The organism is Streptomyces sp. NPDC050423, assembly GCF_040655445.1.
GTDB lineage: Bacteria > Actinomycetota > Actinomycetes > Streptomycetales > Streptomycetaceae > Streptomyces.
Genome location: NZ_JBFAJY010000014.1, coordinates 123,534 through 140,049 on the forward strand (window position 1 = coordinate 123,534; position 16,516 = coordinate 140,049).

11 protein-coding genes and 1 pseudogene are annotated in these 16,516 nt (G+C 72.2%); 5 read left to right on the plus strand and 7 right to left on the minus strand.

Going from position 1 to position 16,516, the window contains the following annotated elements; genetic code table 11:
* The first annotated feature begins 109 nt into the window (after positions 1-109).
* Together AB0I52_RS13500 and AB0I52_RS13505 are read left to right on the plus strand one after the other, a co-directional pair.
* Positions 110-1,276, plus strand: a complete 1,167-nt coding sequence (locus AB0I52_RS13500; RefSeq protein WP_363071997.1) for an exonuclease SbcCD subunit D — start codon at positions 110-112, stop codon at positions 1,274-1,276.
* Entirely contained in the window at positions 1,273-4,329 is a 3,057-nt protein-coding gene (locus tag AB0I52_RS13505) for an SMC family ATPase (RefSeq protein ID WP_363071999.1), read from the plus strand. The genes AB0I52_RS13500 and AB0I52_RS13505 overlap by 4 nt, the downstream gene beginning before the upstream one ends.
* A gap of 46 nt (positions 4,330-4,375) precedes the next feature.
* Here AB0I52_RS13505 and AB0I52_RS13510 read toward each other — a convergent pair whose 3' ends face one another.
* Together AB0I52_RS13510 and AB0I52_RS13515 are read right to left on the minus strand one after the other, a co-directional pair.
* Positions 4,376-4,999 (minus strand): NAD(P)-binding domain-containing protein, encoded by a 624-nt coding sequence (locus AB0I52_RS13510; RefSeq protein ID WP_363072001.1) that lies wholly within the window; start codon positions 4,997-4,999, stop codon positions 4,376-4,378.
* Positions 5,000-5,102: 103 nt separating this feature from the next.
* The gene (locus tag AB0I52_RS13515; protein ID WP_363072003.1) at positions 5,103-5,837 is read right to left on the minus strand and encodes an SDR family oxidoreductase; all 735 of its coding nucleotides are present in this window, start codon (positions 5,835-5,837) and stop codon (positions 5,103-5,105) included.
* A gap of 105 nt (positions 5,838-5,942) precedes the next feature.
* On the opposite strand from AB0I52_RS13515, the gene AB0I52_RS13520 reads away from it, so the two are divergent.
* Both AB0I52_RS13520 and AB0I52_RS13525 read left to right on the plus strand, forming a co-directional pair.
* Complete coding sequence (locus AB0I52_RS13520) at positions 5,943-6,569, plus strand: TetR/AcrR family transcriptional regulator (protein WP_363072005.1); 627 nt, start codon at positions 5,943-5,945, stop codon at positions 6,567-6,569.
* A 326-nt stretch (positions 6,570-6,895) separates the two neighbouring features.
* Positions 6,896-7,084, plus strand: a pseudogene (locus AB0I52_RS13525) (rhodanese-like domain-containing protein); the annotation flags it as partial.
* Between the two features lie 56 nt (positions 7,085-7,140).
* Here the strand turns inward: AB0I52_RS13525 and AB0I52_RS13530 are convergent.
* Both AB0I52_RS13530 and AB0I52_RS13535 read right to left on the minus strand, forming a co-directional pair.
* Entirely contained in the window at positions 7,141-8,826 is a 1,686-nt protein-coding gene (locus tag AB0I52_RS13530; protein ID WP_363072007.1) for a DUF885 domain-containing protein, read from the minus strand.
* Positions 8,827-8,864: 38 nt separating this feature from the next.
* Positions 8,865-9,383, minus strand: a complete 519-nt coding sequence (locus AB0I52_RS13535) for an Lrp/AsnC family transcriptional regulator (protein ID WP_363072009.1) — start codon at positions 9,381-9,383, stop codon at positions 8,865-8,867.
* A 59-nt stretch (positions 9,384-9,442) separates the two neighbouring features.
* On the opposite strand from AB0I52_RS13535, the gene AB0I52_RS13540 reads away from it, so the two are divergent.
* The gene (locus AB0I52_RS13540) at positions 9,443-10,696 is read left to right on the plus strand and encodes a PLP-dependent transferase (RefSeq protein WP_363072011.1); all 1,254 of its coding nucleotides are present in this window, start codon (positions 9,443-9,445) and stop codon (positions 10,694-10,696) included.
* Here the strand turns inward: AB0I52_RS13540 and AB0I52_RS13545 are convergent.
* From AB0I52_RS13545 to AB0I52_RS13555, 3 genes are all read right to left on the minus strand, one after another.
* Positions 10,620-12,032, minus strand: a complete 1,413-nt coding sequence (locus tag AB0I52_RS13545; protein ID WP_363072053.1) for a GNAT family N-acetyltransferase — start codon at positions 12,030-12,032, stop codon at positions 10,620-10,622. The two genes, AB0I52_RS13540 and AB0I52_RS13545, sit on opposite strands and share 77 nt — an antisense overlap.
* A gap of 141 nt (positions 12,033-12,173) precedes the next feature.
* Entirely contained in the window at positions 12,174-14,837 is a 2,664-nt protein-coding gene (locus AB0I52_RS13550) for a DUF6493 family protein (RefSeq protein WP_363072013.1), read from the minus strand.
* Positions 14,834-16,207 (minus strand): SWIM zinc finger family protein, encoded by a 1,374-nt coding sequence (locus tag AB0I52_RS13555; RefSeq protein ID WP_363072015.1) that lies wholly within the window; start codon positions 16,205-16,207, stop codon positions 14,834-14,836. Before AB0I52_RS13555 ends, AB0I52_RS13550 begins: the two co-directional genes overlap by 4 nt.
* Positions 16,208-16,516: the final 309 nt, after the last annotated feature.

Sequence of the window (16,516 nt, forward strand, 5' to 3'; positions counted from 1 at the left end):
GGCCGAGCGGGTGTGACGATCACCGGACGCCGGGTCCGGGCCGCTCCGGAGCACAAGGGGTGCGGCCCCACGGGTGGAGGAAGCGGAACATGCAGGTCGGAGCCGGGTCTTGAGGATTTTGCACACATCGGACTGGCACCTGGGGCGGTCGTTCCACCGGGTCTCGCTGCTCGATGCCCAGGCCGCCTACCTCGACCACCTGGTGGCGACGGTCAGTGACCACGAGGTCGATGTCGTGCTGGTGGCGGGTGATGTGTACGACAGGGCGGTGCCGCCGCTCTCCGCCGTCCAGCTCTTCGACGACGCGCTGCACCGGCTCGCCGCGGCCGGTGTGCCCACCGTGATGATCTCCGGGAACCACGACTCGGCCCGCCGGCTCGGCGTCGGCGCCGGACTCATCGGGCGGGCCGGCATCCACCTGCGTACCGATCCCGCGCACTGCGCCACCCCGGTCGTGCTCGGGGACGCGCACGGCGACGTGGCGTTCTACGGACTCCCGTATCTGGAACCCGCCCTCGTCAAGGACGTGTTCAAGGCCGAGCGGGCCGGGCACGAGGCCGTGCTGACCGCCGCCATGGACCTGGTCCGCGCCGACCTCGGAACGCGGGCGGACACCACCCGCTCCGTCGTCCTCGCCCATGCCTTCGTCGCGGGCGGCGAGCCGAGCGACAGCGAACGCGACATCACCGTCGGCGGAGTGGCCTCGGTCCCCGCCGGGGTCTTCGACGGCGTCGACTACGTGGCGCTTGGACATCTGCACGGCTGCCAGACCGTCACCGAGCGCGTCCGGTACTCCGGGTCCCCGCTCGCCTACTCCTTCTCCGAGGCCGACCACCGCAAGACGATGTGGCTGATCGACCTGGAGGCCACGGGCGCGATCGCCGCGCGAAGGATCGAGTGCCCCGTGCCCCGCCCGCTCGCCAGGCTCCGCGGCCGTCTCGACACCCTCCTCGACGACCCGGCCCTCGACCGGCACGAGCTCTCCTGGGTGGAGGCCACCCTCACCGACCCGGTCCGCCCGGCCGAGCCGATGGCCCGCCTCGCCGAGCGGTTCCCGCACACGCTCAGCCTCGCCTTCGAACCGGAACGGGCCCCCGAGGACCCGCAGACCTCCTACGCCGAGCGGCTGCGCGGACGCGACGACCAGAGCATCGCGGAGGACTTCGTGGCCCATGTCCGCGGCGGGTACGGCACCGACGAGCCGGAGCGGACGGTGCTGCGCGGCGCCTTCGACCACGTACGGGTCGACGGCAGCGTGCGCGAGGTGAACCGGTGAGGCTCCACAGGCTCGGCATCACCGCCTTCGGACCGTTCGGCGCCACTGAGGAGATCGACTTCGACGCGCTCTCCGCGGCCGGGATCTTCCTGCTGCACGGACCGACCGGCGCCGGCAAGACCTCCGTCCTGGACGCCGTCTGCTACGGGCTGTACGGCGCCGTGCCCGGCGCCCGGCAGAGCCCAGGAACCTCGTTGCGCAGCGACCACGCCCCGGCGGACCTGCTGACCGAGATCCGGCTCGAACTCACCGTCGGCGGGCGCCGCCTGGAGATCACCCGGAGCCCCGCCCAGACCCGACCCAAGAAGAAGGGCGACGGCTACACCACGGAGAAGGCGCAGAGCCGGCTCCGCGAGTACGTCCCCGACGAGGGGTGGCGGGCGCTGAGCCGCTCGAACCAGGAGATCGGCGAGGAGATCACCCAGCTCATCGGGATGAGCCGGGACCAGTTCTGCCAGGTGGTCCTCCTGCCGCAGGGCGATTTCGCCCGCTTCCTGCGCGCCGACGCCGAGGCGCGCGGCAGACTGCTCGGCCGGCTCTTCGACACCCGTCGCTTCGCCGCGGTCGAGGAGCACCTCGCCGAGCTGCGCCGGGCCGCCGGGACACAGGTGAGGGCCGGGGACGAAAGGATCCTCGCCGTCGCCCAGCGGATCGCCCAGGCGGCGGGGCCCGCCGCGAGCGAGCGCCCGTTGCCCGGCATCCAGCCGGGCGAACCGGGGCTCGTGGACGCCGTACTGGAATGGGCTGCGACGGCGCGCAGCAGCGCCCGCGAACGCCTCGACATCGCCGCGTCGGTGCTGACCGCGGCCGAGAGCCGGCAGAGGGCCGCCCGGCTGGCCCTGGACGCCGAACGCGAACTGGCCGGGCTCCAGCAGCGGTACGAGGAGACCCGGCGGCGCGCCACCGAGGTGGAAGCCGGCCGTGCCGAGCACGATCAGGCACAGGAGCAGCTGAAGAGGGCCCGCAAGGCGGATCTGGTCGCCCCCGCGCTGGAGCTTCGCGAGGAGGCCGAGTGGGCGCACCGGCGGGCGGGCGCGGCCCGCGACCGCTCCCGGGCCGGACTGCCCGGCGACCTGGCCGGCGCGGGCGCCGACCAGCTGACGGCGCTGGAACGCAGGCTCCGCGAGGAACTCGGCGGTCTGGACGCCGCACGCCGTGCCGAGCGGCGCGGCGCCGAGATCGACAGCGAACGGACCGTGCTGGAACGGCAGGCCCGCGCGGACGACGAGCTGATCCGGGACGCCGAGAGCTGGCTGGCCGGCTGGGAGGCCACCCGGAACGCTCTGCACACCCGCATCGAGGCGGCCCAGGAAGCGGCGACCCGCGCCGAACTGCTGGCAGGCCGGCTCGACCCGGCCCGCCGGCGGCTGGACGCGGCCCGGCGCCGGGACTCACTGGCCGATCAGGTGTCGGACGCAGAGGAGCGCCTCGGCACGGCCCGGGAGCGCGCCCTCGCCACCGGCGAGGCCTGGCTCGGCCTGCGCGAACGGCGGCTGCGCGACATCGCGGCGGAACTTGCCCGGGAACTGGCCGACGGCGAGGCCTGCGCGGTCTGCGGCTCGCCCGACCACCCGCGGCCCGCCCGTGCCGGCGACGGACACGTCGACCAGGCCACGGAGGACGCCGCCGAGGCCGCCCACCGGCGCGCCGAACAGGCGCGCACCGAGGCGGAGCACGCGCTCGCAGCCGTACGTGAGCGGCACGCGGCGGCTCGTGCGGAGGCCGCGGAGAACGGGAACGGGCAGGACCCGGCCGGCGGCCGGGACCGGGCGGCCGAGCCGACGGCCGCAGCGCTCGCCGGTCTCGTGGACACCCTGACCCGGGAGCACGCCGAGGCCTACCGGACCGCCACCGGGACGCACGCGGCGCGCGAAGCCCTCGCGGCCGCCGAACGCGAGCAGGAACAGCGGGCCGGGGACCGGCAGCGGGCCGAACGCCGGGCCGCGGCCCGTACCTCGAGGCGCGAAGGCCTCGACGCCGAACAGGCAGCCCTGGAAGAGGTGCTGGCACAGGCCCGCGGCGGGTCGGGCAGCGTCACCGAGCACGCCGCCCTCCTTCAGCACCGGGTCGTCCTGCTCGTAGAGGCGGCCGCGACGCTGCGCGAGGAGGAGAGCGCGGCCGCGCGGCTGAAGGAGGCCGACGACCGGCTCGCCGACGCGGCGTTCCGGGCCGGCTTCGACACCCCGCAGGACGCCGCCGGGACGATGCTCCCCGACTCCCGGCAACGAGAGCTCCAGCACCGGATCGACACCTGGCAGGCCGAGGCCGCGGCGGTCGCCGACCGGCTCGCCGAGACGGATGCCCGCGCCGCCGCCGGCCGGCCCCCGGCCGCCCCGGACGCCGCGCAGCCGGTGTCCGACACGGCCGAGCGGCTCCTGCGGGACGCGGCGGGCGCCCACGCCGCGGCGCGGGAGCGCTGCACCGAACTCGGCCGGCTGTCCCGGCGCGCGGCGGACGAGGTACGTGGACTGGGACCGGTGCGCGAGGAGTACGAGCGGATCGCACGGCTCGCCGGGCTCACCGCCGGCACCTCGGCGGACAACGAACGCAAGATGCGGCTGGAGTCCTACGTCCTGGCGGCCCGCCTCGAACAGGTGGCGGCCGCCGCCACCGCCCGGCTGCGACGGATGTCGTCCGGCCGTTACACCCTGGTCCACTCCGACGCCCGCACCGGTGGCCGCAGGGCCGGGCTCGGCCTGCATGTCATCGACGCCTGGACCGGCCGTGAACGCGACACGGCCACGCTCTCCGGCGGCGAGACGTTCTTCGCCTCGCTCGCCCTGGCACTCGGCCTCGCCGATGTGGTCACCGACGAGGCGGGCGGCGTACGGCTGGACACCCTCTTCATCGACGAGGGTTTCGGCAGCCTGGACGACCAGACCCTCGACGAGGTTCTCGACGTGCTGGACTCGCTGCGGGAGCGGGACCGCAGCGTCGGCATCGTCAGCCACGTCGCGGATCTGCGCCGGCGCATCCCGGCCCAGCTCGAAGTGGTGAAGGAACGCCACGGATCCGCGGTACGCCACCGGGCCGCGGACGGAGTCAGCGGCTGACCGCCCGCCGTGGCAGCGGCATCGCGAGTGTCTCCTCCGGTGCGGCTCAGGCGGGAAGTTCCGTGACGCCGAGGGCGAAGTCCCAGCCCCCCACCCCGTGGCGGGCGAGGCCCATCGTGAGCACACCCGCCCCTTCCAGCCAGTGCGCCATTTCCAGGCCACCGGCGTCCATCGGGCGCATCCCGAGGCTCTTGATGAACACCTCCACGTCCGCCTTGGCCTGCACGTTGTCGCCGGCGATGAAGACGTCGGGCCGGCCGTTCTCCAGGACATGACGGAACACGGTGTTGAATCCCTTCACCACGCCGGCACTGGCCGGGGCCACCTTGGCGACTTCCTGCGCGATTGAGGTGACCTCGCGGTGAGCCAGACCGTCGGACGTGGAATTGAAGGGGTTGCTGATGTCGACGATGACCTTGCCCGCGAGGGCGCTTCCGTACGCGGCGACGGTCGGCACGACACTGTCGAACAACAGGGCCACGATGACGATGTCCCCGGCCGGGACGGCGCCCCACTCTCCCGTCGTGGCGCCGCCGCCGAGAGCCTTGGCCAGGTCAGCGGCCTTGGAGTGATCGCGGCCCAGGACCTCGACGGTGTTGCCGCCCGCTACCGCCAGCGCGCCGATGGTACGGGCCATGTTCCCAGTGCCGATGATGCTGATGCTGCTCATGAGGTGTGCCCTCTTCCTTGTTCTCGAACTTTCGCTTTGTTTCGTCTGTGTTGTTTCGTCTGTGCCGAGCTGTGTGCGGGTGCCCGCACACACCGGTGTGTGTTCAGATCACCGTGGTGCCGCCGTCGGTGGTCAGTTCCAGCCCGTTCACATAGCTTGAGTCGTCCGAGGCGAGGAACAGCGCGACCGTCGCGATCTCCTCGGGGCGGCCCATCCTGCCCCGCGGGATCAGGGACTCGAACTGCCGCTTCGTCTCCTCGTCGAACAACTCCTCCTGCTTGGCGGTGGCGACCTGGCCGGGGGTCAGCACGTTCACCCGGATCCGCCTGTCCCTCAGCTCGTTCAGCCACACACGGGCCCAGGCCTGCTGCACGGCCTTGCTCCCCGCATACACACTCCACCCGGGGAAGCCCCTGAGCGAAGCGTTCGATCCGGTCATGAGGATCGAGGCACCGTCGTTGAGCAGCGGCAGCGCCTTTTGCACCGTGAACAGCGTGCCGCGCGCGTTCAGCCAGAACGCGCGATGGAACTGCTCCTCGGTGATCTCGCCGAGCTTGCCCTGCTCACCCGTCCCGGCACTCGCCCACAGCACGTCGATCGAGCCCTTTTCCCGCTTGACCGTCTCGTACAGACGGTCCAGGTCGTCCAGGTCGGCCGCGTCACCCTGCACGGCGGTCACGTTCCGGCCGATCACCTTGACGGCGTCATCCAGCGCTTCCTGCCGTCGGCCCGTGATGAAGACATGAGCCCCTTCCTCGACGAAGAGCTTCGCGCCGGCCAGCGCCATGCCGGTCGACCCGCCCGTGATCACCGCTACCTTGCCGTCGAGCTTTCCCACGATCACTCCTTTGTACACCGAGCTGTGTACTTAAACGTATCCAGCGACCGGCGGGAACGCAAGCTATGTATACCGAGCGGTACCGCACTGGGATACGATGGAGTCATGACGAAGCTGGAGAAGGGGCCCCAAGGCCGGCGCCGCGGCAGGGGTGCGCGCGAGCGCATCCTCGGCGCATCACAGCAACTGTTCCGCGCTCAGGGCATCAACCGCACCGGTATGGACCAGCTCTGCGCAGTGGCCCAGGTCTCGAAGCGCACGGCCTACCAGCACTTCACCAGCAAGGACGAACTCGTCGCCGAATACCTGCGCCGATTCGATCCGGACGTCATGGCCGGAGTGTTCGACCGCACCGACCTCACGCCCCGCGAACGACTCCTCGCCGCCTTCGAGGTCCCCGCATCCGGCCCGGAGGGACTCACACCCCTGTGCCCCTACATCGCGGCGACCGTCGAAATCCACGATCCCCAACACCCCGCGTCCCAATACGCACGCGACTACAAGCTCGCCATCGCCGCGCGGCTCGCTGAAACGGCCCGCGAAGCCGGCGCCGCCAACCCCGAACAGCTCGGCGAACAACTGGCGCTGCTCCTCGATGGCGCCTCGGCCCGCACCCGAGTCCTCAACGCCGAATCCTTCCCCACTGCCGCCGCCATCGCCGCCGTCCTCATCGACAACGCCCTCCCCGCGGCAGACCGGGACCGGGGAAGCGCAAACGCAACGGTCGGGTAGCCCGGGGGTGCGACTCCCTCGGGCTGCCCGATCGGCGTAAGGAATGTTCGGCCGCGGTTCGGTCCAGATGATCGCGGGCTTGTCGGTGGGGCTTTTAGGGCGTTTGTTCGGCCGGTAGCCGGGGCCGTTCATGATGACCTGGTAGAGGTCGTCAGCCTGTGCGGCGGTCATCCGGCGCATGGTGAAGTCGTCGAGGATCAGGACGTCGGGTCGGTTGACCGCCTGGGGCGATCCCGGCCGCCTCGGCCGGCGCCATCGCGGGGATGGGGAATTACGTGACGCTGAACCCACACGGAGTGGGGAATTGCGTGATCGCTGACAGGGACCCCGGCTGCAACGGAGCCACCCGGCCCGCGCTGGCCCTCGCCGAACTCGGCTACCGGGTCAAGGAGATGCTCGGCGGCTTCGAGTGCTGGGTGCGCGAGGGCTTCGGGTCCGAGACCCGGCAGGGGCCCGGCCGGCGTGGTGCCGACCCGCTCACCGCGCAGGGCGGCTCCGAGGAGTGCGGTCGCTGACAGCGGCGGGCCGGGCCCGGGGTGGGTCCGCCCCCGGGACCGGCCCGCCGGCCAGGTCAGAGCTTCGACAGCTCGTCGACCAGATCGTCCAGACCCAGCGGCCCCTGCGAAAGGGCGGCCATGTGCCAGGACTTGAGGTCGAAGGAGTCCCCGTGCGCCGCGCGGGCGTTCTCCCGGCCGAGCAGCCAGGCGCGTTCACCCAGCTTGTAGCCGATGGCCTGTCCCGGCATCGAGAGGTAGCGGGTCAGCTCGCTCTCCACGAAGTCGGCGGGCCGGCCGCTGTGGTTGCCGAAGAACTCCTGAGCCAGCTCGGGCGTCCACCGCTCACCGGGGTGGAACGGGGAGTCGGCCGGGATCTCCAGCTCCAGGTGCATGCCGATGTCCACGATCACCCGGCAGGCGCGCATCATCTGCGCGTCCAGGTACCCCAGGCGGCGCTCGGCGTCGGGAAGGAAGCCCAGTTCGTCCATCAGCCGCTCCGCGTACAGCGCCCAGCCCTCGGCGTTGGCGCTGACGATGCCGATGGACGCCTGGTAGCGCGAGAGGCTCTCGGCGACATGGGCCCACTGGGCAAGCTGGAGGTGATGGCCGGGGACGCCCTCGTGGTACCAGGTGGAGACCAGGTCGTACACCGGGAACCGGGTCTCGCCCATGGTCGGCAGCCAGGTGCGGCCGGGGCGGGAGAAGTCCTCGGACGGACCCGTGTAGTACGGTGCCGCGGCGCCGCCGGGCGGGGCGATCCGGGACTCCACCTTGCGGACCCGCTCGGCGAGTTCGAAGTGCGTACCGTCCAGGGCCTCGATCGCCTCGTCCATCAGCCCCTGCAGCCACGCCTGGACCTCGTCGACCCCCTCGATGTGCTTGCCGTGTACATCGAGATGGGCCAGGGCCTCCCAGGGGCCCGCGCCGGGCAGCACCTTCGCGGCCTCGGTCCGCATCTCGGCGAGCAGCCGGTGGTACTCGGACCAGCCGTACGCGTACGCCTCGTCGAGATCGAGGTCGGTGCCGTTGAAGTAGCGCGACCAGCGGGCGTACCGCTCACGGCCCACCACCTCGGGTGCGCCCTCGATGGCGGGGGCGTACACCTCGCGCATCCACTGCCGCAACTCCTCCAGCGCCTGCGCGGCCTGCCGGGCGCCGTCGTCGAGACCGGTGCGCAGGGCGGCCGGGCCCGCGGCGGCGAAGTCCTGGAAGAAACCCGTCGTACCGTCGCCGATCCAGTCGTCGAGCTGGTCGATGAAGGTGGCCGTGGCGCGCGGACTGCCGTGGAGCTTGCGCTCCAGGCCGAGTGCGAGCGACTCGCGGTAGCCGGCGAGCGCGGCGGGAACCGCACGGAGCCGGTCGACGACCGCCGCCCAGTCCTCGTCCGATTCGGTGGGTGTCACCGTGAACACCTCACGGACCGAGTGCGCCGGGGAGTGCAGGTTGGAGACGGCACGCAGCGACTCATCGGCCTCGTGGACGGCGAGTTCGGCCGTCAGCCGCTCGCGCAGGAGGCGGCCGCAACGGCGCTCGGCGTCATCGGCCGCACCGGGCAGTTGTTCCGCGCGGTCGAGCCGGGCGAGCGTGGCGCGGGCCAGTTCGGCCAGCGCTTCCTGGCCGGCGGGGGAGAAGTCGGGAAGGCGGCGCGAGCTTTCCGCGACACCGAGAAAGGTGCCGGAAATCGGGTCGAGTCGGATGAACGCGTCGACGTAGGCGTCGGCGACCTGACGGGGCAGCGCGCTGCTAGGAGTGTCTGACATGTGGACATCCTCATACGGAGAGGGGCTCCCCGTCACCATCAATCAGGCTGTGAGGCCTGACATGTGCCAGGCCCGGCCGCGGTGGCCGAGGGCGGCAGCAGCGGTCCGCACTCCCACTGCTGGAAGATCAGCCTGGTCTCCACCCGGGCCACTTCGCGGCGCGAGGTGAACTCGTCCAGCACCAGCCGCTGCAGGTCGGCGGTATCGGAAACGGCCACATGGACCAGATAGTCGTCGGGGCCGGTCAGATGGAAGAGCGCCCGGGACTCGGGCAGCGTCCTGATCCGTTCGACGAACGGGCCGATGAGCTCTCTGCGGTGCGGCCGGACCTGCACGGACAACAGGGCCTCCAGCCCGCGTCCCATTCTGGCCGGATCCAGTCGCAGCTGGTGACCGAGGATGACGCCCGTGCGGCGCATCCGGGTGACCCGGTCCAGGCATGTCGACGGGGCGACCCCGACCTCGGCCGCGAGATCGCGGTAGGTGGTCCGGGCATCGTTCTGAAGCAGGCGCAGAATGTGCAGATCCACCGTGTCCAGGGCGATGGAATCGGTCATCTGCCGAACGTAGCACGGACATCGGTGCAGATTTCCCGGTGACTGTTCAGAGTGGTGACATGGACACCGAATCCTCGATGGCGCCCTCGACCACAACCCGGACCAGGGCGCTGGCCACCGAAGCCGTGCACGCCGGGCGCGACGACCTCGCGGCTCTCGGCCTGCACGCCCCGCCGATCGACCTGTCCACCACCTACCCCTCGTACGACTCCAGGGGAGAGGCGGCGCGGATCGACTCCTTCGCCACCACCGGCGCCCGGCTCGACGGGCCACCGGTCTACGCCCGGCTCGACAACCCGACCACCGCCCGGTTCGAGACGGCCCTGGCCCGGCTCGAAGGGACCGCGAGCGCCGTGGCGTTCGCCAGCGGCATGGCGGCGCTCACCGCCGTCCTGCTGGCCCGCGCGAGCGTCGGACTGCGCCATGTGGTGGCGGTCCGCCCGCTGTACGGCTGCAGCGACCATCTGCTCGGTGCCGGGCTGCTGGGCACCGAGGTGACCTGGACCGATCCGGCGGGCATCGCCGACGCGATCCGGCCCGACACGGGTCTGGTCATCGTCGAGACCCCCGCCAATCCGACGCTCAAAGAGGTGGACATCCGGTCGGTCGCGCACTCCTGCGGCTCCGTGCCGCTGCTCGTCGACAACACCTTCGCGACACCGGTGCTCCAGCGGCCCGTCGAGCACGGCGCGCGGATCGTGCTGCACAGCGCGACGAAGTACCTGGGCGGCCACGGGGACGTGATGGGCGGAGTCGTCGCCTGCGACGAGGAGTTCGCGGCCCGGCTGCGGCAGGTGCGCTTCGCCACCGGTGGCGTGCTGCATCCGATGGCCGGATACCTGCTGCTGCGCGGTCTGTCCACGCTGCCGGTACGAGTGCGGGCCGCGTCCTCCAGCGCCGCGGAACTCTCCCGCAGGCTGGCCGCAGACCCGCGCATCGCCCGCGTCCACTACCCGGAACTGGGCGGTGCGATGGTCTCCTTCGAGGTGTTCGGGGACCCGCACCGAGTGATCGCCGCGGTACGGCTCATCACACCCGCCGTCAGCCTCGGCAGCGTGGACAGCCTGATCCAGCACCCCGCCTCCATCAGCCACCGCATTGTGGACGAAGGAGACCGGCAGGCGTCGGGAGTCGGCGACCGGCTGCTGCGCATGTCGGTCGGCCTGGAGGATGTCGAGGACCTCTGGGCCGATCTCTGCCAGGCGCTGAGCGGCGAGGAGCCCGTACGTCAGGGCTTCAGTGACGTGCCTGCTGATGTGGGGGCAGGGGCACGGGTAGGGGTCGTACCGGAGTCGCGTTCAGCCGGGCGGTGATCACCAGCGTGCCTTCCTCGATCTGGTAGTCGAGCGGCAGCGAGAGCGCGCGCATGGCGGCGACCATGCCGGTGTTGGAAGCCTGGGTGACGGCGTAGACGCTCTCGCAGCGGGCCTCGACGGCGAGTGCCACCAGGCGGGTCAGCAGCTCGGAGCCGATGCCCCGGCGCTGCCAGTCGTCCTCGACGAGCAGGGCGACCTCGGTCTCGTCGCCGTCCCAGAGCAGATGACCGAGCGCCACCAGCCGACCGGAGGCCGTCTGCACGGCGAGGGTACGGCCGAAGCGCGGGCTCAGCAGGTGGTCGAGATAGCGGTCGGCGTCGCGGACCGGGCCGTGGTAGCGCAGCCGCAGTGTCTGCTCCGAGCAGCGGTCGTGCATGGCTCGGGCCGCTTCGAGATCCGCGCGGTCCGCCCGGCGCACGGTGATCTCGTTGCCCTCGGGCAGGGTGAGCACGTGCTCGCTGCGCGGAACACGGGGGCCGAGCCGGGCGTCGAGCTCGACCAGGGCGCGCGCCCTGGCGAACTCCGTGGGCGTGAACGGGAGGTAGGGCCGCTCCACGGTGATGACACCGCCCGAAGGGTCACGCAGCCGCATCGCCGTCTCCTCCAGCACCCCTTCGACGGGCGCGGTCTCCCCGGTGGCGCGTCCCGTGATCGAGACGGCGGGCAGCGAGTGGATGGTGCACCGTCCGAGCAGCTGGCGCAGGGCGAGGGGGAGTTCGGCGGCATCCAGCGCGGTGCGGGTGGCGAGGCTGAGCACCCGGGTCGGAGCGTCCACCAGATCATGGGCGTCGGCGCGCTCGATCCAGGTGGAGCTGCCGCCCGCGGCGGAGATCGCCCGGGTCAGCTGCGCTGCCGGAAGCGTGGCGGGGGCGCGCAGCAGGAACTCGTCGACGGTGCCCTGTGCCAGCGGGTGCGTCTGAAGGGTGAGGATGTCGATCCGGTGCTGGGCCAGGACGGTGCAGAGCGCCGCCAGACTGCCGGGGGCGTCCCTGACCGTGGTACGCATCCGCCACAGCGTCGTCTCCCCGGACCCGGCACCCGGTGCCGGGGAGACGGCCGCTGCGAGCGGCTGCGCGGCGGAGTCGTGCAGGCCGGACACCCCGTCGGCATCCGGCGGTGGCGCGTGGCTGTGCCGCCGCGCCCACCAGGCGTGGAACGCGGCAGTCGCGGTCAGCGTCAGGGCCGAGGCGATAAGCAGATATGGCCCGTCCGGCTGGTGCCCGATCAGGTTGGCGATCGCGTCGGCAACGGCGACCGCGGTGAACAGGGCGGCGAGTTCGACGAGATCCCGTCGCCAGTGGTGGGGGCGGCGGGCACTCTTCGCGGATGTCACATCAGTCATGCCTTCACTGTGACGGAGCGGTGTTGCCTGATCACGAACGCCTCGTGACCGATGGGTTAAGTGTGTATCTAGTCGCCTATTAGATGTTTTCATCCGGTTTACCAGGGTGTTCGAGCCATGGCCGGTCAGGGTTCAAGCAGCCGTCCGGCCGCAGGCCGCCTCCAGCCGCGCAGCCTGTCGCACCAACTGCGTCGACCCGCCACGCGCGGCGGCCGCGCCAAGGCCGGCTATCGGCCCGCTCCTCGGCGGACCACCGTGCTCCGCGCACTCCGCGGCCACGGCGAGCAGGTCGCTCAGGCCGCGGGGAGCCGGCTCGCGGGCCAGCAGCGCGGGCAGCACCGGGACCAGAACGGAGAGTACGGTCCGGTACGCGCCGGTGGCAGCGGCGGTGGCCGCCGAGCTCGCCAGCCGTCCGGGTTTCACCAGCTCCCGGTCGATGAGCGCGGTCAGCTCCCTGCCGAGGAGCGCCGCGTCCAGCCGGCCCCGGGCGGCGAGGAGCAGCAGGGCGTCCACCGCCGACAGCCGGTCCTCGGGGTAGCGGGCCCCGAGCCCGTACGCCAGCGCGAGATGAACGGCGCCGGCAGTGGGTCCTCCGGTCTCGGCGAGAGCCGGCAGGGGCCAGGCGCCTCCGCGCTGGTCCTCGACGCACGTGGTGACGGAAGGCAGCAGCCACGCCGCCAGCGTCTCGCCGTCCTCCGGCAGTGTGGCCAGCCACTGCGGGGTACCCGTGCCCCAGTGGTAGCAGCTCCGCTGTCCGGGGGAGTGCGGGCGCCCCAGCCAGTGGAAGGCGCGGGGGAACTCCTGTTGGATGACCCGGCGTTCCCTGGTGGCCAGGAGGATGCGCCGCGCTCCCGCCGCCGACTGCTGGAACCAGCCCCGGGCCGCTGGCACTTCGGCCTCCACGTGGTGGCGGAGCACCGGTGCCACCGGTTCGTCCGCCTGGATCCACGCTGCCAGCCGGTCCCCCTCCACGGTGCCGAGCCCGGCGGCCTGGACGGCGGCCTCGTGACCGTCGCTTCGCCGGACGCGCAGCAGAGACTGGGCGAAGTCGGCGGGCCCCGGTGCGACCCCCAGCTCCCGATAGCTGCGCAGCCGGCCGACCAGCTCCACCGGGTCCAGGGACCCGGTGTGCCAGGTGGGTGCCGCCAGCAGGAAGGGCAGCTCCCCGGTCCGTATCGCGGCGGCGGCCTCCCACAGCCGTGCGTACATCACACCGTCGAGGGCGGCGTGGAAGCAGGTGCCCGTCCCCGTCCATCGGGACCGGCCCTCGGCAATCGCCCGTTCCGAGATCCGTCCGAGGAGCGACGCCGCGACGAGGTGCCGGCCGTCGCGGTTCCTGCTGAACCGACGGTCGATCTCGTCCTGCTCCCCGGACCCGGCCCACCACTGCCCGGCGAGCGCCGGGCGCAGGGCTTCGGCCAGGGCCGTCCGGTCGGTGTGGGCGCACCGGATCAGTCCGTCCAGAGTCCGTTCGAAGTGGGTGACCTCCCAGGACCCGGACCGCACCAGGGCCACCACGTCCTCGACGAGCTCGGCCGTGCTCTCCGGCGCCGGGGCGAGACGCCGTGGGACGGGGGCCGGCGGCAGGATCTCCTCGTAGGCGTCGTCGGCCGGCTCCGCGTCGAGCAGATCACCGAACACCGCGAGTGCCGCCGAACGGTGCACTGGTCCCAACTGCGCGGCCATGTCCGCCAGTGCCTGGTGTACGGCGGGTGGGGTCGAGGGGAGGTGGCGGGCGGTGAGCTTGAGTGCGCGCTCCTGGATCGCGATGTCCGGGTGCCCGAACGCCTCGGCGATCACGGGCAGCAGCTGTCCGGCCACCGACGGGTTACGGCGCAGCACGTTTCCCAGCAGCACCAGTTGGGAGCGGACCAGCTTCTTCTCCGTACGGAAGAGCACCGCACCCGAGAGGTCGGCCAGCTGAGCGACGGACAGCCCGTCGTGACCGTCCAGCCGGGCGAGTACCTCCTGTGCGTGTCCGGCCACCGGCGACGGGCCGTCCGCGGCCATGGCGATCCAGTCCGCGACCCGCTCGGCCTCCTCCTGGACCGTGGGTTCGAGACCACGCAGCAGCAGAAGGCAGAAGCGTAGGTCGGCGGTCTTCCCGCCGCGCAGCAGGCGGGTGGTGCAGCGGTCGAGGAGGAGGGTCCGGTCCAGCAGGCCCTCTGCGGCGAGGGCCGTCAGCGCGGACGGCCAGTGGGCACCCGGGTCCGCATCGCCGCTCCAGGCCACCGGCGCGGGCAGCTCCGGCATGTCCATGAGGTGTGGCGCCAGCACGTCGAGGTGCGGTTCGGTGCGCAGGATGTCGGTCAGCGGCGGGTGCGGCCGCTGCTGCCATCGCGATCTGCTGACACGCTCGGCCCAGCCACGGACGATGCCGTCGGAGGCGGGCAGCGGGCAGTCCGCCATCCGGACCAGTTCGAGCACGAGCCGGTACTCCGCCTCGGACTCGACGGAGCGGGCGGCCAGCCGTTGGGCGAGGTCGGCGAGCCAGGCCGGATCCCGGTCGGCCAGCACTTCCAGCACCCACGGGTAGGGGGAATGCGCCCAGTCGCGCAGTTCCCGGGTCCCGATCCAGGTCGCGCAGCCGGCGGCCCCGGTGTGGCAGCCCGCGCCGGCCACCAGCACGGCCTTCTGGACCCTGGTGCGCTCGCGCCATTCCTGCTCCCGCACCTCCTTGCGTACCGCCTTCAACTCGGCCAGCACCAGCCTGCGTTCGGGCCCGTCAAGCGGGGCGAGCAGGGCGGGAACGTCCCGATGACGGCCTTCGCGCACGGCGATGAGCAGCTCCTTCATCGCGTACCTGCGGTGACCGTCGCGCCCCGGCGGGTCATCCGGACGGCCAGCGCGTGTTTGCAGGGGCCACGCCGGCCCCGGTAGTCGGCCCACCACTGGCAGGTGCAGCTCAGCGCACCGGCTTTCTCGAGGACCTGGTAGCGGTGGTCGCCCGAGACCACGGCCGCCAGGTCCCCGTCGAGGACGACCGAGCCGGATTCGGCGAGCTGCCGCGCGGCCACCAGCCGCGGGTTGTGCCGTTCGGCCCGGTCCGCGTCGTACGGCAGCTCGCGATGGAAGTAGGCCGCGTCCGCGAGGTCGTAGCCCACGCGGCCCGCTGTTCCCAGCCGGACGAGCGCCGCCCGCACGCGTTCCACCGGCAGGCCCGACTGCTCGGCCAGGTCGGCCGGCTCGATCCGGGGCTCCCAGGCCAGGAGCACGGAGATCAGCTCGGCGTCGGCCGCGGCGTCATCGGTGGCGAGCGCCTCCAGCACTCCGCCCTCGCCCGAGAAGCCGCGGGAGGCCTCGGGCGACAGTGTCAGGGTGAGCCGCATTCCCGGCAGCACCACCTCCCAGGCACTCGCGGCGACGGCGCCGTCGGCCACCGGGCCGTACACCCGTAGCGCCGTCGCGTGCCGAAGAACCCGCTGAAGCGCGACCAGCCGTTGCGGCCCCGGCAGACACACGGCCCCCGCAGTCGGCCTCGTCGTCGGCCGCAGGGTCTTTCCGGCGGGAAGCACCCACTGGGCGCCTCGCGATGCGTTGCCCGAGGAGCGAGGCAGCGACCGCAGGAACCGGACGGCCTCCGCCGCCGGGAGTTCGGCCCGCAGATCGAAAGCGGCGGAGGCCACCTGCGCCTCGGCGAAGCCCCGCAGCCACCGGTCCGGCAACGGAACCTTCTTCTCCACGACGGGACCCTGCAGGGTGGTGACCGCCATCTCCTGCGGCCCCACCCGCAGATGCAGCGGATCGTCGCCCGCTATCCGTGAAAGCGCCTCGCGCAGCGGATTGTTCACATCCACATTGGTCGTGCCGTGGCCCGTCCGAGCCCCGTCCAGACCCTCCCGCAGTACGTCCAGCCGCGCGTACACCCCGCAGCAGCCGGAGAACGACTCAAAGCGCAGCCGGTCGCCGTTTCCCGTCACCACCGGGTCCAGCGAGGACAGCAGCGTCCGCTGGTAGTAGCGCGCCGCCGCCACGTCCGCCACCGCGAGCAGTCCTCGGGCCGCGACCTGGGGAGAGGTGAGAAAGCCTTCGAAGAACCGGGGATGGGGCTCGGCGCCGCGCGGCGTGAGACCGCCCGCGGTCTCCAGGCCGAGCAACTGCCCGGCCTGCGAGGACTGCAGAAGGGACGGACGTGAGTAGGCGAGCGCCTGAACGGATCGGGTCATGAAGAAAACGTTAGAACCCACCACTGACAATCGGCCCAGGACGCTTTCGGGAGGCCGGGAGTCCGGAACTCCCGGCCTCCGCCCAGCCGTCCCCCCCGCCCCGGAACCGGTCAGGCCTTCCCGCCCACTGCCCCACTCGCCCCGGTCGCCGCACTTTGCTGAACAGCCCGGCGCTGCCCTGCGCTCGCAGCCGGAGGTCAGTTCGCCGCTGTCCCGGTCGATATCGACCTCGCGGAAAGCGTCTCTGGGTCAGCGGGCGGGGCGAGAGGCTCTGATCGACCGGGCCACCCTCGCGCCCGGACGGGCACA

Coding starts and splice junctions, on each gene's coding strand:
- AB0I52_RS13510 (WP_363072001.1), bottom strand. CDS start 4,999: ATGAGCAGCATCAGCATCATCGGCACTGGGAACATGGCCCGTACCATC.
- AB0I52_RS13520 (WP_363072005.1), top strand. CDS start 5,943: ATGACGAAGCTGGAGAAGGGGCCCCAAGGCCGGCGCCGCGGCAGGGGT.
- AB0I52_RS13530 (WP_363072007.1), bottom strand. CDS start 8,826: ATGTCAGACACTCCTAGCAGCGCGCTGCCCCGTCAGGTCGCCGACGCC.
- AB0I52_RS13535 (WP_363072009.1), bottom strand. CDS start 9,383: ATGACCGATTCCATCGCCCTGGACACGGTGGATCTGCACATTCTGCGC.
- AB0I52_RS13540 (WP_363072011.1), top strand. CDS start 9,443: ATGGACACCGAATCCTCGATGGCGCCCTCGACCACAACCCGGACCAGG.
- AB0I52_RS13550 (WP_363072013.1), bottom strand. CDS start 14,837: ATGAAGGAGCTGCTCATCGCCGTGCGCGAAGGCCGTCATCGGGACGTT.
- AB0I52_RS13555 (WP_363072015.1), bottom strand. CDS start 16,207: ATGACCCGATCCGTTCAGGCGCTCGCCTACTCACGTCCGTCCCTTCTG.